The 16,470-nt window shown below is 71.1% G+C and carries 16 protein-coding genes and 2 tRNA genes; 4 read left to right on the top strand and 14 right to left on the bottom strand.

Features of this window, described 5'->3' with window-relative positions:
- Positions 1-495 precede the first annotated feature (495 nt).
- Positions 496-1,044 (top strand): hypothetical protein, encoded by a 549-nt coding sequence (locus tag IEY70_RS17405; protein WP_189066305.1) that lies wholly within the window; start codon positions 496-498, stop codon positions 1,042-1,044.
- On the opposite strand, the gene IEY70_RS17400 is transcribed toward IEY70_RS17405, so the two are convergent.
- The 8 genes from IEY70_RS17400 to IEY70_RS17365 all read right to left on the bottom strand — a co-directional run bounded on the left by IEY70_RS17400 (position 959) and on the right by IEY70_RS17365 (position 7,782).
- Entirely contained in the window at positions 959-1,486 is a 528-nt protein-coding gene (locus tag IEY70_RS17400; protein ID WP_189066304.1) for a hypothetical protein, read from the bottom strand. The genes IEY70_RS17405 and IEY70_RS17400 overlap by 86 nt on opposite strands.
- A 44-nt stretch (positions 1,487-1,530) precedes the next feature.
- The gene (locus tag IEY70_RS17395; RefSeq protein ID WP_189066303.1) at positions 1,531-2,451 is read right to left on the bottom strand and encodes a tyrosine-type recombinase/integrase; all 921 of its coding nucleotides are present in this window, start codon (positions 2,449-2,451) and stop codon (positions 1,531-1,533) included.
- A 163-nt stretch (positions 2,452-2,614) separates the two neighbouring features.
- Positions 2,615-2,690: transfer RNA gene (locus tag IEY70_RS17390), tRNA-Phe, on the bottom strand.
- Positions 2,691-2,695: 5 nt separating this feature from the next.
- Positions 2,696-2,771: transfer RNA gene (locus IEY70_RS17385), tRNA-Asp, on the bottom strand.
- 93 nt (positions 2,772-2,864) lie between these two features.
- A complete protein-coding gene (locus tag IEY70_RS17380; protein WP_189066302.1) occupies positions 2,865-3,626 on the bottom strand; it encodes a metallophosphoesterase in 762 nt (253 codons plus the stop codon).
- Positions 3,627-3,707: 81 nt separating this feature from the next.
- Positions 3,708-4,307 (bottom strand): single-stranded DNA-binding protein, encoded by a 600-nt coding sequence (locus tag IEY70_RS17375; RefSeq protein WP_189066301.1) that lies wholly within the window; start codon positions 4,305-4,307, stop codon positions 3,708-3,710.
- A 152-nt stretch (positions 4,308-4,459) separates the two neighbouring features.
- On the bottom strand, positions 4,460-6,844 hold the full coding sequence (locus IEY70_RS17370; protein WP_189066326.1) for a penicillin acylase family protein: 2,385 nt from the start codon (positions 6,842-6,844) through the stop codon (positions 4,460-4,462).
- A 569-nt stretch (positions 6,845-7,413) separates the two neighbouring features.
- Positions 7,414-7,782, bottom strand: a complete 369-nt coding sequence (locus IEY70_RS17365; RefSeq protein ID WP_189066300.1) for a hypothetical protein — start codon at positions 7,780-7,782, stop codon at positions 7,414-7,416.
- 243 nt (positions 7,783-8,025) lie between these two features.
- On the opposite strand from IEY70_RS17365, the gene IEY70_RS17360 reads away from it, so the two are divergent.
- Complete coding sequence (locus IEY70_RS17360; protein ID WP_189066299.1) at positions 8,026-9,189, top strand: MFS transporter; 1,164 nt, start codon at positions 8,026-8,028, stop codon at positions 9,187-9,189.
- A gap of 70 nt (positions 9,190-9,259) precedes the next feature.
- Here the strand turns inward: IEY70_RS17360 and IEY70_RS17355 are convergent, their stop codons facing one another.
- The 5 genes from IEY70_RS17355 to IEY70_RS17335 all read right to left on the bottom strand — a co-directional run bounded on the left by IEY70_RS17355 (position 9,260) and on the right by IEY70_RS17335 (position 14,103).
- Positions 9,260-10,117 (bottom strand): 4-(cytidine 5'-diphospho)-2-C-methyl-D-erythritol kinase, encoded by an 858-nt coding sequence (locus tag IEY70_RS17355; RefSeq protein WP_189066298.1) that lies wholly within the window; start codon positions 10,115-10,117, stop codon positions 9,260-9,262.
- Positions 10,114-10,770 (bottom strand): 2-C-methyl-D-erythritol 4-phosphate cytidylyltransferase, encoded by a 657-nt coding sequence (gene ispD, locus IEY70_RS17350; RefSeq protein WP_189066297.1) that lies wholly within the window; start codon positions 10,768-10,770, stop codon positions 10,114-10,116. The genes IEY70_RS17355 and ispD overlap by 4 nt, the downstream gene beginning before the upstream one ends.
- A gap of 11 nt (positions 10,771-10,781) precedes the next feature.
- Complete coding sequence (locus IEY70_RS17345) at positions 10,782-11,348, bottom strand: UbiX family flavin prenyltransferase (RefSeq protein WP_189066296.1); 567 nt, start codon at positions 11,346-11,348, stop codon at positions 10,782-10,784.
- A gap of 65 nt (positions 11,349-11,413) precedes the next feature.
- On the bottom strand, positions 11,414-13,540 hold the full coding sequence (locus tag IEY70_RS17340) for a tetratricopeptide repeat protein (protein WP_229778031.1): 2,127 nt from the start codon (positions 13,538-13,540) through the stop codon (positions 11,414-11,416).
- Complete coding sequence (locus IEY70_RS17335) at positions 13,537-14,103, bottom strand: glycerol-3-phosphate acyltransferase (protein WP_189066295.1); 567 nt, start codon at positions 14,101-14,103, stop codon at positions 13,537-13,539. The genes IEY70_RS17340 and IEY70_RS17335 overlap by 4 nt, the downstream gene beginning before the upstream one ends.
- Positions 14,104-14,207: 104 nt before the next feature.
- On the opposite strand from IEY70_RS17335, the gene IEY70_RS17330 reads away from it, so the two are divergent.
- Together IEY70_RS17330 and IEY70_RS17325 are read left to right on the top strand one after the other, a co-directional pair.
- Positions 14,208-14,993 carry a HesA/MoeB/ThiF family protein gene (locus IEY70_RS17330; protein WP_189066294.1) on the top strand — a complete coding sequence of 262 codons (786 nt, stop codon included), beginning with the start codon at positions 14,208-14,210 and terminating at the stop codon, positions 14,991-14,993.
- Between the two features lie 104 nt (positions 14,994-15,097).
- Positions 15,098-15,451: an HU family DNA-binding protein gene (locus IEY70_RS17325; RefSeq protein ID WP_189066293.1), complete on the top strand. Its 354-nt coding sequence runs from the start codon at positions 15,098-15,100 to the stop codon at positions 15,449-15,451.
- 150 nt (positions 15,452-15,601) lie between these two features.
- On the opposite strand, the gene IEY70_RS17320 is transcribed toward IEY70_RS17325, so the two are convergent.
- Positions 15,602-16,153, bottom strand: a complete 552-nt coding sequence (locus IEY70_RS17320) for a hypothetical protein (protein ID WP_189066292.1) — start codon at positions 16,151-16,153, stop codon at positions 15,602-15,604.
- Positions 16,154-16,470 lie beyond the last annotated feature (317 nt).

The raw sequence follows: 16,470 nt of genomic DNA, 5'->3' as shown, positions 1-16,470 counted from the left end.
AAGCCGCAGGACTGTACCTGTGCTTCCTCCGGCTGGATCCCCCCCCCTCACGCGAAGCCCCCCAACGTCGGGCGCCCGCAGGGTTGTAGGGCCCCCCCCTGGCCACCCACCCCGTCAGTGCTGCGTTGTGGCGACCCGACGCTGAATGCAGAGAGGCGCCGGATCGAAGGGGGGAGATCGCCTGCCCACCGGGTCAATGAGCGGCTTCGCCGTGCCGCTTCGCGGCAGATTGCACATGAAACATCCCTTCTGGGTCACTTCCTACTGAACTCAGGTGCAGCCAGGACAACTGCTCGCCCTTCGGGTGAACTCTCTTCACCACGTCGCGGTGGGTGGAGGTCTCATCTCCTGGGAACTCAACCTTGAACGGCACACTTGCCCGGACCTTCTTTCCCCGTCCATGGATTTCTTTTGAACACTCTTTCTCCCAAGTCCCCACACCTACTCGACCGCTCAGCAAGTCCTGGGCGGATTTTCTCTTCTGGAGGTCTCAGTATGTCTACGTCCATTGATCCACACGCCTTCACGGCTGCTCACGCTGCCGGACTGAAGAATCAAGAACTGGCCCGAAAGTTCCGCGTGCACGTCAGTACCGTCAAACGGCTCAAACGAAGCCTGCATCTTGGCAACAATGACCCCCGTAACGCCACCGGACGCCTCGGCGAGCAACTGGTCGCCCAGCAACTCGCCACGCAGGGCTTCTCTGTGACGGTCATGCCCGAAGGGCACCCATTCGACCTGATGGTGACCGGACAGCGCCTCGAAGTGAAAACGTCCACCACCGCAACCGGTGGCGCTTACCGATTCCGGCTGCACGAGCGCCGCAGCTCAAACTACGCCGCCTACCGGTACGACAAGGCCCACCAACGCGACGCCGATCTGCTGGCCCTGGTCATCATCCAGGACGGCACTCTCCACCACCTGTACCTGCTGCCGATCGCCCTCTGGCAGCCCAACGTCACGGTTCGTCCGGCCTCTCCGTTCTGTCCGTACGCCCCTTACCAGAACGCGATCCACCTTCTGACCGCGCACCGGGCCGCGTGACCGGAAACCGCCAGAACGGCAGCGCCCCTGCCAGCACGTCCACGAACGCATCCAGCCGCTCGCGGTCCAGCGTCATCACCCACGGTCTCTCCCCACCCAGCCACGCCCGCAAACCCACAACCGTCCAACCATCCCCTGCCAGCACGACCTCCACCGTGCCCTGCGCGATGGCCGTCCGCCACCGGGGCAGATTGAACCTCAACCCCTCCGGATCATCAGCCTGGAAGTCCGGCGCCGTCCACAACCTCCTGAGCTTCGGACTCAACGGATCGCTATCCAGGTCCGTCATCACCTGCTCCAGGGGACTGGTGGCGATCCAGAGCAGGAAGGTGGCCGTCAGTTGCAAGCCGATGGAAGCCTCATTCGACATCCCCAGCGGATTCTTCTCACGCCAGCGGACATGCTGCAGGTTCCGTTGCAGGGCCAACGTCGTGAACCGCAACCGCTGCTCCTCACTGAACCGACTTCCCGGCCCCTCCCCACCCATCATCGGCGGCCCCTGGACGGTGACGCAGCCATCCGGTCCGCTGGCGACACCTGCGCATGAGCCCGCGTCAGATCCTCCGGGAGGAGGTTCACGTACCGGCGGGTCATGTCCAGCGTGGCGTGCCCCATCACATGCTGCAAGGTGAACACGTCACCACCGTTGCGCAGGTAGTTCACGGCGAACGAACGGCGGAACGCATGCGGCGCGGCGTGTGCACGCGGAATCGTCGCCTGCCGCGCCAGATCCGCCAGCACCTGTGCCACACCGGACCGGGACAGCGGCTCCCCGGTCCGACCCAGGAAAACATGCTCCACAAAGGGAAAACGCGGCTTGCGGCTCTTGCGCAGGTACCGGTTCAGGGCCTCTGCCGCCATCAACCCCAACGGCACCACCCGCTCCTTGTTCCCCTTCCCGATCACCCGAAGGTGGCCATCGGCAAAGTTCAGGTCACTCAACCGGAGGCCAGCCAGCTCCGCCAGCCGGAGCCCGGTATCGAACAACGTCACGACGATCGCTGTCTCACGGTCTCTGTACTGACTCTTTCGGGCAACATCCAGAATCCGCCGGTACTCATCCTTGGACAGCGTCAGCATCAGACGGTGAGGCTGCTTGGCGCGTTCCAGCCGATTGGTGGGATTCTTGTCCAGCATCTCGTCCTTCACCGCCCAGCCGAACATTCCCTTCAAAGCCCGGAAGTGGGCATCGATGCCACCCTCCTTCAGCCCGCTCTGCTCCAGGTGCTCCATGAAGCCGCGCAGGTCGTCCACCCGCACCTCCTCAGCGCACAGGGAATGCCCTTCCCGAGCGAGGTAGATGCGGAGCTTCCGGGCGGTGGCGTCGTAATACCGGATGGTTTCCGGACTGCGCTTCCGCAGGCGCAGGTGACGGGCGTGCCGTGTCCAGAGTTCGTCGAGGTGCATGCTGAGCTCCTTCGACGGGCATCGGTGAAACGGGAGGGGTGAAATCTTGAGTCGTCTGCTGCTCAGGTTGGCGCTGGAGCACCGACGATTCCTGAAATCTCATCTTGTATACCCCCGCAACGCCAAAACGAAAAAGCCCGTCTATGACGGGCTCCTTCGAGGATGGTGGCCAGGGCCGGACTTGAACCGGCGACCCAACGATTTTCAGTCGTTTGCTCTACCAGCTGAGCTACCTAGCCTTCCTTGGCGGTCCGGACGGGATTTGAACCCGCGACCTTCTGCGTGACAGGCAGATATGCTAACCGCTACACTACCGGACCAGGATGGAAGTTTGTGCTGGTACGCTGCTGTAAAAGCAGCGGGGTTAAGGATAGCGGCGCAGTTCACGGTTGTCAACCGGGCGCGGGGGCGGGTCAGAAGGGAACGGCGCGCACGCTGATCAGCGGTTCGGGTTGTTCGGGGTTCAGCATGATTTCCAGGTATTCGCGGGCGTGCATGGCGTCGATCATGGCCAGTCCGTGCGTCTCGTCGAGCAGGATGCCGTCCTCGATCTGGGTGTGGCCGTACACGCCGAAGCCCAGGCCTGCCATCTGCACGTACTCGGGTGTTTCGCGGAACCAGCGTTTGGGGCTGCGGTCGGCGTAGAACAGGTCGTCGTAGTGGCTGTGGGCGGGCAGGGGGGAGACGTGCGCGAACTGCACGTTCCCGACCCTGAGTTCGCGCGGGAAGGCCTGCATCCAGAGTTTCAGGTGGTCGGGCAGCAGGATGCCGCCGTGGTCCGGGTCGAATTCGGTGTGGACGAGGCCGCCGCTGGTGCCCAGCACGAAGGTGGTGTTCAGGACGGCGTCGTCGTGGTTGCCCAGGATGATGTGCACGGCGTGCGGCGCGGCCAGCTGGTAGTCGCGCAGCCGTTCGAGGTGCTTGACCTGTTCGCGCGCGGCGAGGAACAGGTGGTCCGGGTTCCTAGGGTCGAAGCGGGGCAGGCCGGTCAGGCGGCTGTACTCGCGGTCGTTCTTGGGGTGTACGAGGTCGCCGATCAGGACCACCTGGTACAGTCCGGCCTGCACGGGCGGGGTGGGCTGGCCGTTCGCGTCGGCGCAGCTGGCGGCGCGCAGGGCGGCCCAGAGGGTATCGAAGTCGGCGTGCACGTCACCGAAAGCCAGGAACTTCCGCATTGCGTGTCAGTCTAAGCGATGCGTGAGAACTCCGCCCGGCAGCAGGCTAAAGGAAGCCTTCAGGTCGCCCGGCGGGGGGGGTCAGCCTTTGAGGATGGCGTGCAGTTCCTTGTAGATGGCGCGGCTTTCTTCCAGTGTCTCGCCGTAGCCGCGCATCAGGATGCGGGCGGCCTCGCCGCCGCGCCCGGCGACTTTCAGTTGCTCCAGGAGGTCCTCGATGTGTCGGCGCGCTTTTTCCATCTGCGGGTCGCGGGGCGGCGCGGGCGGCAGGGGGCGTTCGGGCAGGTCGGCGGGGGCGGGCGTGTCGGTTTCCAGTTCGGTGGTGTTGGCGCCGTCTTCGGGGTCGTATTCGACCCAGACGGGGTCGCTGGTGGGGCGCACGCCGTAGCTGCGGGCCATCTCGGCCAGCGCGGCCAGTTTCGCGTCGTGCAGGGTGTGCGCGGTCGCCAGTCCCTCGCGGGCGGCGCCGTGCACGGTCAGGCGGGCGCGCACGACGGGCGGCGTGACGCTGTCGCACGCCCAGGTGAGACTCCAGGCGGGGTCGATCTGGTCGAGGTGCGGGGCGAGCACGTCGAGGTCCGGGGCGAGGGTCACGCGGGCCTGATCGTCCCGGACGGTCAGGGTGGCCCAGGCGGTCATGCTGGCGCGCAGGGCGTCGCGCACGCGGTGAGGTTCAGCCATGCCCTGGAGTGTACCGGGTTGCCCGCGCCGCAACTGTCTTCCGTGAAGGCACGCCGTGAATGTCCGCCACGCAGGCCCGCCCGCACGGAACGCCCCCCGCCTTCCCGCCGTGTGGGCGTGGGGAGGTCGGGGGGGCAGGGGGGACGGAAACTTCAGGGCTTCAGGGTCAGGGTGCTCACGCGGCCCCAGTCGGCCGGGTCGGTACTCATGGGCAGGTACTCCCCGGCGATCCAGCGGGGTTGCTGGTCGGCGGCGTGCGCGCCCAGCGGGTTGCCGTCCTGACCCAGGCTGCCTATGAACACGCTGTCGTTGGGGTTGGCGAGGTCCACGACCTGCCGGTAACTGGGGCCGTGCGTCTGCCGGAAGGTGCCGTGCTCGGGCCGGGCGACGTTCACGGTGTTCGTCCCGCCGGGCGTGGGGGCCGAGTGGTTGAACAGCCACGCCAGCGCCTGCACGTTCCCGAAGGCGCGGTGGTTGCTGGCGACCGTGTGCAGTCGCCCGTACGTCCAGGTGCTCATGTCTGTTCCCAGGCGGCCTTCCAGGTCGTTCAGGGCGGCGTCCAGCGTGCGGGTCAGCAGGGCCTGGCAGTCGCCGTTGCCGTTCACGGCGCACAGTTCGCCGTTGCCGCGCAGCTGGTTCAGGACCGACAGGCTGTTCATGACGGTGTCGGTGCCCAGTTCGTCGCGGGCCATCTCCTGAAGCTGCATCAGCCACGCCTCGAACAGCGTGGCGGGCACGCTGCCGGTCGTCTCGTTGCCGTCCCAGCCCTGCAACTGCGCCAGCGCCTGCCGCGCCCGGTCGCTGCCGGGGCGGGTGCCGAGCAGCGGGTCCCGGAAGTCCGCCCAGACGAGGCTGGTGGTGTCCAGTTGCACGCGCTGCACGTCCGGCACGGTCAGTTTCCCGGCGGCGCTCAGCAGGTCCGTGATGCGCCGTGCGCGGTACGGTTCGGCCCAGTTGCGGTCGTTGCCGAGTGCGTGCGGGTAGCTGCCGGGTACGACTTTGTTGTTCGCCGTGACGACCAGCCCGTCGGCGGGGTTCAGGGTGTGCGGCAACTCCTCGAACGGAATGAAGCCCTGCCACTCGCGGCTGCCGTCGCCACTGACGGGCAGGCTGCCGTCCCAGCCGCTGCGGATGGGCACGCGGCCCGGCGCGTAGTACCCGGTGTTGCCGTCCACGTCGGCGTACACGAAGTTCTGGCTGGGCGCCACGTACGAACGCAGCGCGCCCGTGAAGTCCGCCCAGTTCTGCGCGTAGTTCAGGCCCAGGAAGGCGTCCATGGTCGTGTCGCCGCCCTGCAGGGCCGTCCACTTCAGCGCCACGCGCGGCCCCACGGCGCCCGCCCCGGCGTCACTGATGATCGGGCCGTGCGCGCTGCTACGGACCGTGAGGGTCACGTCCGCCTCACCCTTGACCCGGATGACCTCGCGGCGGCTGGTCAGGGGCGCGTCCTCGGGTTCGATGTACAGGTCCTGCACGTCCGGGTTCACGTTCGTCACGCCCCACGCCACGCGGTCGTTCCGGCCGATCACGATGGCCGGCAGGCCCGGAATGCTCGCCCCGATGGCCCGCAGACGGTCACCCTGCACGTCCGCGAGGTACCACAGCATCGGCGCGGTCAGGCTCAGGTGCGGGTCGTCCGCCAGGATGGGCTTCCCGCTTTCCGTGCGGCTCCCGGCGATCACCCAGTCGTTGCTGCCCTTGCCCGGCACCGCCTGCAATCCCAGCGTCCGCGCGGCCAGCAGATGCGAACGCAGCGCCTGCACGGTCTCCTGTGGCAGCACCGCCTCGTGTGGCAGCACGGTCGCCTGCGGCAGGGCTGGTGCGGCGGCCTGCGTGTCGTCCGCCCCGGCGCGGACGCCGGTCAGGGACTGCGCCGCGCCGGTCAGTTCATCGGCACTCAGGATGGTCGGCGCGCCCGCCGGGTACGGGGCCGTCACCTGATCCAGGCCGTCCTCACCGAGCTTACGGACCACCTGCGCGCCCAGCACTTCCTCCTCGTAGTTGCCGCCCAGGTCGAAGGCCATCAGTTTGCTCCAGGAGACGCTGTCCACGTCCCGCCAGGGTTCCGGCGTGTACCCCAGAATCCGGAACTCCAGCGCGACCTTCCCCTGCGCCTGCGCGGCGTTCACGCCCGCCGTGTACGCCCGGATCAGCGCCCGCGACTGCGCGGACAGGGCGGGCAGCGCCGAGAGGGCCGCCCGCTCGAATCCCCAGGTGCGCAGGAACCGGTCCTGTTCCAGCGCCGCGCCGCCCAGCACCTCGGACAGGCGGCCCTGCGCCACGCGCCGCTGGAAGTCCATCTGCCACGCGCGGTCCTGCCAGTGCACGAAGCCCAGCGCGTACACGGCGTCCGCGTCGGTCGCGGCGCGGATGTGCGGCACGCCCCAGGCGTCACGCGTGACCGTGACCGGCCCCGACACGCCGGGAACCGTCACGGAGCCGCTCCGCTGCGCCCCCGAAGTCGTCTTCAGCCACGCGAACGCGCCCCCGCCCGCCAGCAGCAGCAGGACCAGCAGGCCCAGCACCCCCCGGCCCAGCAGCGCCCACGGGGAGCGCCTGCGCTGATTCTGTTTCGGTTGACCCTGCCTGCGCCGCCCCGCGCCCTGGTTCCTGCCCGACTCCTGTTCCGTCACGCTCAGCCTCCCCCGTCACGACGAGCGGGCCGCCCAGCAGCGGCAGGTCGCGCACCCGTGATGTCGATGGCGGCAGCATAGCGCCCGTATCGGCTGCGCGCAGGCGGCGCACCCCACGCAACGGAACTCCACGCAACGGAACCTCATACGGATTCCGTTTGTTTCGTTAAGTACGTCGAAGCTAACATTGCGAGATTCCGGGAAGGCGCCGGAACCTCTCCATTCCCGCTTCAACGTACTTCCTCTGCTACGCGCTCCGCGCGGTTTATCTAAAAGATAAACGCAGTGTACTTAACAACCCGGGACATCACCGGGTTGCCAACTCCACGTCCGGAACCCGTTTCTCTCCTACTCGCTCTGCTCGGATTGAACGGCTTTATAAGCCATTCAATCGGAGTCCGTATCACTCAACGCAGAAAGCCCCCGGCGTGCGGCCGGAGGCGATCAGGTGGGGGGGCGTGGCGGCCGGGGGGTCAGAATTCTTCCTGTTCCAGCGCCGTGTTCGCGGCGGCGCGGCGCGGATGGACCGGCAGCCGCTCGGTCAGCATCAGCAGGCCCTGCGCCCCGGCGTGCGTGAGGCTGTTCAGGAACGCGCCCGCCACCGGCGTGTCGAAGCACGGCCGGGGATCGGGGTGGGTGCAGTCCAGCACGCAGAACTCGAAGACGCTGTCCGGCCCGGCCGGGCGGGTCACGGCCGCGCCATACCCGTTCGCGAACCGGAACACCAGCAGTTCCCCCTCCGGCAGGGTGTGCCGCTGCGGGGCGCTCAGCAGTTGCGGGAAGGTCGTGGCGGGCGTCAGTAACGCCGGGTTGATGGTGAATTCGGGTGGATGCAGCGTCATGGGCACACTCCTGTCACCCGCGGGGAACGGTGAGGCGTCCGGGCAGCGGGCTGCACTGATTGATGACCGGCCGGTGACCGGCGAGCCTTGATGACCGGCGAGCCGCGGCTCTCAGGGGGTGATCCTGTTCCGGCACCGTACGGCCGCGGGACTTACGGGTCACTTACGCGCCGCAACCCTTAAGGTCAGTTACGCCGTCCAGCCACGCGGGGGCACTCACCTGCGGGCCGTACAATCGGCCCTGTGTTGTGGCTGCGGCCCCTGACCATGCTGCGGCTCCTGGCGCTGCTGACCCTGTGCGAGACGGTGCGCACCGGGCTGTTCGTGTCGGCCCTGCCCGTCAGTGGCCCCGGCCTGGGCCTGAGCGCCGCCGTGATCGGCGTGATGGCCGGCGCGCACTACCTTGCCGACGCGCTCGCCAAGGGCCCCGGCGGGCTGCTGGTGCAGCGCTGGGGGCTGGGCGCCGCCCTGCTGCCGGGGCCGCTGCTGGGCCTGCTGGCGCTGCTGGTCACGCGGTACTGGCCGCACCCGGCGAGCGGCGTACTGGCCTGCGCCGCCTGGGGCCTGGGCTACGCGGCGCTGTGGCCGGGCATCATGAGCGCCTCGCAGGCGCTGGCCGTGCCCGGACGCACCGCCCGCGCCCTGACGGTCAGTAACCTGAGTGTGGCGCCCGCCATCCTGACCGGCGCGCTGATCGTCGGGCCACTCATGACCACCCACCCGGACGCCACCTGGAACGCCCTGCTGGCCGCGCAGGTCCTCGCGGCCGGACTGGCCCTGAGTCTCGCCCGGCTGCGCCTCCTGGCACCCGACGCGCCTCCCGGCCCGGCGTGGCGGGACTGGCAGCGCGTGGCGGCCCTGCTGCCCGCCGCGTTCGTGCAGACGCTCGCCCCGGCCCTGCTGAGCACCGTCCTGTACCCGCTGCTGCGCCACCTGAACCTGAGCCTGCGTGACCTGCTGCTGCCCGGCGCGCTGGCCCTGACCACCTTCGCCCTGAGCGTCTGGCTGATCGGCCGCCGCGCCGACCGGGGCCACCCGCGCCGCGCGCTGCTGCCGGGCCTGCTGCTGCTGGCCGTGACCTTCGCGCTGGCCGCCGTGCCCGGCATGACCGCCCTGCTGCTCCCGCTGGGCGCGCTGATCGGCCTGGGGTACGGCGCGTTCATCACCGGCTGGAACGGACTGGTCGCCCGCACCCTGCCGGAAGGGCAGCAGGCCGCCGCGTGGGGGACCGTCATGGCCGTCGAGGCGCTCGGGTACGCGGCTGGCCCCGTGCTGGGCGGCGTGGCGTGGCAACTGGCGGGCGTGACCGGCGTGTTCGGCCTCGGCGCGGCCGCGTTCCTGGGGGCGCTGCTGTACGACCTGACCCGCCACCGCACGCGCCGCGCCGCAGCAACCAGACCGGCGTGACCAGACCGGCATGACCGGACCGGCGTGACCCACCGGCCACCGCGTCCAGCGGGAGCCAGCCCCCCCCTCTCTACAGCGTGCGCGTGGCCTGCACCCACCAGTGCGGGAACTGCCGGGCCAGGGCGTGCGCGGCGTCATGCGCGTGGGCGTCGTCGCGGGCCACGGCGAAACAGGTGCTGCCCGAACCGCTCATCAGCGCGGAGTGCAGGCCCGCCGCTTCCAGCGCGCCCAGCGCCTCGCGGATGGGGGCGTGGCGGGCTGCGACCGGACCCTGCAGGGCGTTCAGGTACGGGACGGGACGGCCGTTCGTCAGGGCGGCCAGGATCGCCTCGGTGTCCAGGGCGGGCGTGAAGGCTTCCTCGGCGTCCAGCCAGGTGTAGGCGTCGCGGGCACTGACCTCCACGCCGGGGTTCACGAGGACCAGTGACACGGGCGGCACGGGCAGCGGGTCCAGGATCTCGCCCACGCCGGACGCCACGGCGGCGCGCCCCAGCAGGAAGAACGGCACGTCCGCGCCCAGCTTCAGGGCCAGCCCTGGCAGGTCCACGCCCGCCGGGTACAGGCGCGCCAGGGCCATCAGGGTGGTCGCGGCGTCGCTGCTGCCGCCCCCCAGCCCGGACGCCAGCGGCAGGCGCTTGTGCAGCGTGATGGCCGCCCCACCGTCCACGCCGGCGGCGTCCAGGTACGCGCGGGCGGCGCGGAACACCAGGTTGCGTTCGTCGGTCGGCAGGTCCGCGCCCTGCACGCTCAGGGTCAGGGTATCGGCCGGGGCGATGTCCAGGTCGTCCCCGACGTTCAGCGGCACCATCAGCGAGTGCAGTTCGTGGTACCCGTCGGCGCGCAGGTCACGGACACTCAGGCCCAGGTTCACCTTCGCCGGCGCGAAGTACGTGACGGGCAGGGCAGGGTCGGCGGGAACGTGGCTCATGACACCTCAGCATCCCACACGCGGGCCAGCGCCTGCGCGATCAGCAGGTCGCCGGGCGTGGTGACCTTCAGCAGGCGGGCGTCGCCGGGCACCAGCGCCACGGGCTGCCCGGCGCGGGCGATCAGGCCGGCGTCGTCGGTGGCGGCGTGACCGTCGGCCAGCGCGGCCTCGTGCGCGGCGATCAGGGCCGCGCGCCGGAACGCCTGCGGGGTCTGCACGGCCCACAGGCCCTCGCGAGGCGTCAGGGTGCCCCAGCTGCCCGCCGGGTCGGCGCGGACCAGCGTGTCTGCCACGGGCAGCGCGGCGGTGGCCGCCCCGACCTCCTGCACGGCGGCCAGCAGATCACGGATCACGCGCGCGGGCAGGAAGGGCCGCGCGGCGTCGTGAATCAGGACCACGTCGGCGTCCGTGGCGCGCAGCAGCGCCAGCACGCTCGCCTGCCGCGTGTCGCCGCCCACCACGGCGCGGCCCGGCACGTCGCCCGGCAGGTCCAGCCCGGCGGGCAGCGCGATCAGGACCTCGTGCACGTGCGGGGCGAGCGCGGCGGCCGAGCGGCCCAGCAGCGTGCGCCCCTCGACCGGCACGAACGCCTTGGGACCAAGGCCCAGGCGGGTGCCGGACCCGGCCGCCGGGATCAGCGCCGCGACCCTCACGTGCCCTCCCCTCACGGCGTGTCCTCACGCCAGCGCTGGAAGCCCGGCACGTCCAGCCCGAACTGATCGAGCACCCGCGCCGTCACGAAGTGCAGCAGTTCCTCCACGCTGCGGGGCGCGTGGTAGAAGCCCGCGCTGGCCGTCATGACCGTCGCGCCCGCGTCGTGCGCGGCCAGCATGTTCAGCAGCGCCGGGCGCGGCAGCGGGTCCTCGCGCAGCACCAGCACCAGCGGGCGCCGCTCCTTGAGGGTCACGTGCGCCGCGCGCGCCAGCAGGTTGTCCGCGAAGCCGTGCGCGACCTTCGCCAGGGTGCCCGCGCTGCACGGCACGATCAGCATGCCGTCCGTGCGGAACGACCCGCTCGCCACGCCCGCCGCGAGGTCCCGGTCGTCATGCACGTGCCGGGCCAGGGCCGTCAGGTCCGGCAGTTGCGGCCCGCTGCCCTCGGCGGTCATGACCCGCTTGGCGCCGCTGGACACGATCAGGTGCGACTCCACGTTCAGGTCGTGCAGGGCGCGCAGGACCGCGTGCGCGTACGGAATGCCGCTTCCACCGGAAACACCGACCACCAGCTTCATGCGCGCACCCTAGCAGGGCCGCGCCCCGGCGCGCTGTACGCCCGCACCCAGCCGCCGGGTCCGGATCAGGAGGTGGGCGGCGGGTCCCTGTCCGGGTCGTCGCGCCGCACCCGCCGCGCGTGGCGCACCTCGGCCGTCACGAAGGTCAGGGTGTTCAGCACGTACGTCAGGATCAGGGCGCTCAGCAGCGCCGCCTGCGACCCCGGCTGGTTCAGGAACGGCAGGTTCGGGAAGAACACCAGCCCCGTGGCGGGCGACAGGGCCGCCATCACCGCGCCCCACGACAGCAGCAGCATGCCGCCCCAGGGGCTGTCCAGCACCCCGGCACCCGGCAGCAGCAGCGCCAGCAGCCGGAAACCCGGCGGGCGCGAGCGGCGCAGCGGCGTGACCGTGCGCGGCAGCAGCAGCGCCAGCGCCAGCAGCGCCGTCAGGGCCGCCGACGCCAGCAGCGCCGCCGACACCCGCGTGCCCACCGCCGGGTTCCCCAGCAGGCCCACCGGGTCGCTCAGGGCCGCGCGCAGCGTGACGCTCATGTCGCCCGTGACGGCCCGCGTCACGCTGCGCTGATCCGGGTAGCACAGGCGCGGCTCGCCCGGCCGGTTCGTCCGCTGGAACTCCAGGGACGCCGACCCCGGATTCAGGCCCAGGTTGAACGCCGCCGCACTCAGGTCCGGACGGCCCGACAGCGCCGCGCGGTACAGTTCGCGCGCCTGCGGTTCGTCGCCGCGCACCTGCGCGATCACGCCCAGGTTGTTGCGGGCGCAGGCGTCCGGCAGCGCCTGCGTGTACAGCGTGCGCGCCAGGCTGTTGTCACCGTCGAGCTGCGCGGCCAGCCCGGTCAGCAGCGCGGCGTCCGGGCCGGGACGCAGGTTCAGGTTCGCCAGTTGCGCGTTCCACCACCCGCCCCCGTACGTGCCGCTGGACAGCGCCGGGGACTGCAGCTGCACGCTGACCTGACCGGCCCACTGCACGCCGCCCACCGCGCCCACCAGCGCCGCGCCCAGCAGCGTCAGCAGCAGCCGCTCGCCGGGCGAGGCGTACGCCACGAACACCCGCCGCGCCCGCGACAGCGGATGCCGCAACCACGAGCGGTACCGGCCGCCCAGCGCGCGGGTATCCTCCCGCTGGGCGGGCCACGCGCGGGCCGCCAGGGTCAGCAGCGCCGCCGCCAGCGTCAGCAGCAGCGCCGCGGCCGACAGCCGGGCCGCGCCGCGCACGCTGTTCAGGCCTTCAGGCCCCAGGTTGTACAGCGTGCCGCCCCGCAGGGACCGCGTGAACTGCCGCCACTCCTCGGCCTCACCCTCGCGGCCCTGCTGTTCCAGAATCCGCGCGTACCGGGCGTACAGCGCCGGGCCACCCTGAAAGCGGGGGTGCAGTTCACGCAGGTACGTCATCCAGATGTCCGCGCGGGCCAGCCGGTTCTGTTCGAGCAGCGTGCCCACGTACCCGCTGGGATTCCCGAACGCGCCCAGCGCCGACCGCGAGATCGGGATGTCCGGGTCCACGCCGCGCGCCGCCGCGTCCCGCCGCGCCCGGTCCAGCGCCAGGTCCGCCGCCGACGGAAACCCCGCGCCGTCCAGCCGGGCGGCCAGCTGCACCCACGCCGGGAACGGCACGCTGACGTTCAGGGCGCGCCGCACGGCACTCAGGGCCGCGTACGGGTCGCCCGGACTGGCCTGCGCCTGCCGCAACGCCAGGAACGGATTCAGCGGGTCCTGCGCGGCCGCCGCCTGCACGTCGGTGGGGGGGACGCTGTCGGCGGCGCGGGCCAGCCAGCCGGTCACGGTGATGTCCGGCGGGAACACCACGCGTTCGAGCACGCTCAGGGTGCCGTTCTCACTGGACAGCGTGAAACGTTCGTTCACGCCGCCCAGTTGCGTCGTCACGCGCACCACACCCCCCGAGGCGTCCAGCGACGTGACCAGTCCCGGCAGGTCCGCGCGGCCCAGCGGCGCGCCCGTGGCGCTGCGGTACGCGAACACCACCGGCCCCACGCCCACGTACACGGTATTCCCGACTTCCAGCGGGCCGGACAGGCTGCCCAGTTCGTCCGGGTACGAGCGGGACCACAGCAGCTGCGCGCCGTTCTCGGAACGCAGCGTGCGGTCCTCCAGTACGGCCGCGCCCTGCGCCGTCCCGGTCAGCCCGGCCGCCAGCAGCGCCGCCAGCAGCGCGCTCCGCAGGCCTCTCACGCCGCGCCCTCCGGACGCAGCAGCAACTGCACGCTGCGCGCCGCCATGACCGCGCCGCCCGCCAGCAGTTCCGGCAGGCCCCCGTACCGCGCGGCGAACAGCAGTCCCACCGGCACGGCCACCGCCGCCGCGAACGGCACGGCGTTCAGGCCCACGCGCCGCTGCCCCCACGCCCGGTACGCCGGAATGACCAGCGCCGCCACGCCCAGCGTGACCAGCAGCGTCAGCGGGGCCAGGATCAGCAGCGCCCCGATCAGCGGCATGATGCCCGCCCCGCCCCGGAACCGGAAGAACACCGGGTAGCAGTGCCCCAGCACCACGCCCAGCACGGCCAGCCACCCCAGCTCCGGGGCAAACTGCCGCGCGATCAGGGCCGCCAGCACGCCCTTCAGGAGGTCGCCGCCCGTCACCAGGGCTGCCGCCGCCGCGCCGTACTGCCGGTACGTGCCGCTGGCGCCCGGCAGGTCCCGCCCCCGGATGTCCAGGCCCCGCGCGCGGGAGTACAGCACGCCCGACACCAGCGAACCCAGCAGGTAGGAGGACAGCAGGATCAGGGCGGGCATACGCGCGGCATTCTACCCGGCTTCTGCCCGGCCTCTGCGCGGTGCCGCCCGGCGCGGAGGCGGACGGACCGGTGGCGGGCGCGGGCGGGTTCTACACTCGGCGCATGACCGATCCCGTCCGCCCCACCCCCCCCACCGGCCCCGCTCTGACCCGCAGCGAGTTGCGCCGCTACTCCCGGCAACTGCTGGTGCCCGAGTGGCTGGACGCCGGCGCGCAGGAGCGGGTGCGGGCGGCCTCGGTGCTGGTCGTGGGGGCGGGCGGGCTGGGCGGCCCGGTGTGCATGGCGCTGGCCGGGGCGGGCGTGGGCCGCCTGATCGTCGCGGACGACGACACGGTGGACCTCAGCAACCTGCACCGGCAGACGCAATTCACGCTGGCCGACGTGGGACGCGCCAAGGCGGCCGTCACGGCGGCGCGCGCGCAGGCCATCAACCCGTTCGTGGCGGTGCAGCCCGCGCCCCGCCTGAACGCCGGGAACGTGCAGGCACTGCTGGCACACGCGGACCTGATCATCGACGCCACCGACAACTTCGGGACGCGGTACCTGATCGCCGACACCTGCGCCGCGCTGGGCCGCGAGTGGGTGTGGGGCGCAGCCAGCGGCACCAGCGGCATGGTCAGCGTGTTCGGCCCGCACCTGGGATTACGGCAACTGTTCCCGGAGGCCGGCGACGACCTGTCCTGCGACGAGGCGGGCGTGATCGGCCCGGTCCCGGCCGTGGTGGGGAACCTGATGGCGCTGGAGGCCCTGAAGGTGCTGGGCGGCGTGGGCGAGCCGCTGCGCGGGCGACTGTGGACCTTCGACGCCCTGAGCGCCCGCACCCGCACCCTGAACCTGCGCCCTCCCACCGCCCCGGCAGTGGGGGAGATGGGGGAGGAGGTGAGCTGACGTTCGCCTGGGGCGGCGTTCACCGCTTGACGGGCATCAATGGTGTGTTAGTGTTCATTTGAGCCAAAAATTCATTGCTCAATTCAGTTCCCGGAGGTTCCCGCATGGCCAAGAGCACCAAGCCCGCCGCGAAGAAGCCCGCCACCCGCCCGGCCAAAGCCGCCCCCAAGGCCGCCGACGCCGGGAAGATCGCCAAGACGCAGATCATCGACATGGTCGCCGAGCGCACCTCCCTGAACAAGAAACAGGCGGGCGAGGCGGTCAGCACCATGGTGGACTGCGTGATCGACGCGCTGCGCAGCGGCACCAGCGTGGGCCTGCCGGGCCTGGGAACGCTGAGCATCGCGCAGACTGCCGCCCGGACCGGCGTGAAACCCGGCACCAGCGAGCGCATCACCATTCCCGCCGGGAAGAAGGTGCGGTTCAAGGTCGCCACCACCCTCAAGGGCGACCTGTAATCAGGGGCGACCTGTAAGTACGGACTCCGGTTGAATGGCGTGCAGAGCCGCCGGGTCCGGGCGGAAGCGCGCAGGGGCCGAAGCGGGTTCCGCTCGCAGGACAGATGGGGGAGTGGGGCCGCGCGCCCTGCTCCCCTTTCCGCGTGTGGGTCAGCGCAGTCGGGTCAGCCACTGCTCCAGTCGCCCGCCGGGGCGCAGGCGGTGGGCGTGCAGGGTCACGTGGGCGCGCGGGTCCAGGCCCTGTTCCAGCCAGTGCGGCAGGTGCAACCGGTCGAGTTCGTCGGCGAGGTTCAGGTGCTCGCACACCTGTCCGGCCTGTACGATCAGCAGCGTGCCGTGCGTCCAGGTGAGCAGGGTGCGGGCCAGTGGCGCGGGCGCCTGCGGGCGGGGCGTGCCGGGCAGCATCAGGGCGTGCCGGGCCAGGCCCAGGGGAACGCCGCGCTGCGTGCCGCCGTCACTCCAGGGGGCGGCGCTCAGGTGCCGTTCCTGGCAGCGGTAGGTCAGGTGTGCGCCCAGCAGGCGGGCGCTGTCGTGCAGCACGGCGCACAGGGTGCCCTGGGGGGTGCGGGCGTGCAGGTGCAGCAGTCGGGCGTCCAGGCGGCCCAGGGGCGCGCCGCGCATCTCGGCGGCCCACTGCGGCGGGTAGAAGGCGACGGTCAGGCGGGCGGTGGGGCCACCCTGCTGGGCGGAATGGGAATCCATGCGTACCTTCCAGTGGGTGAGAGGATCAGTGAAGAGGAAAGGCCAGGGCAGGCGGGCCGCCTGGGGGTGTGCGCGCAGGGCGGGCGTGCGAATGGCCCAGAGGCGAATGGCCCAGAGGTGAACGGTCCAGAGGCGCCAGACGTGTGCGCGGGCGGGTGTGAATTGAGGAGGTCTCCATGCTGACACGTCTGGGGGCTCTGGTGTGCGGCAGGCCCGGGCACCGGGGTGCCGTGCGGACTCCGATTGAATGGCTTAAGTACAGCGCATTTAAGATTCAGATAAATCGAGTTCCGAGAATCTTGAGACCCGTCAGCAGA

The organism is Deinococcus seoulensis (assembly GCF_014648115.1).
Lineage (GTDB): Bacteria > Deinococcota > Deinococci > Deinococcales > Deinococcaceae > Deinococcus > Deinococcus seoulensis.
The sequence above is the reverse complement of the archived record's forward strand: the minus strand, read 5'-3'. Positions and strand labels throughout refer to the sequence as shown.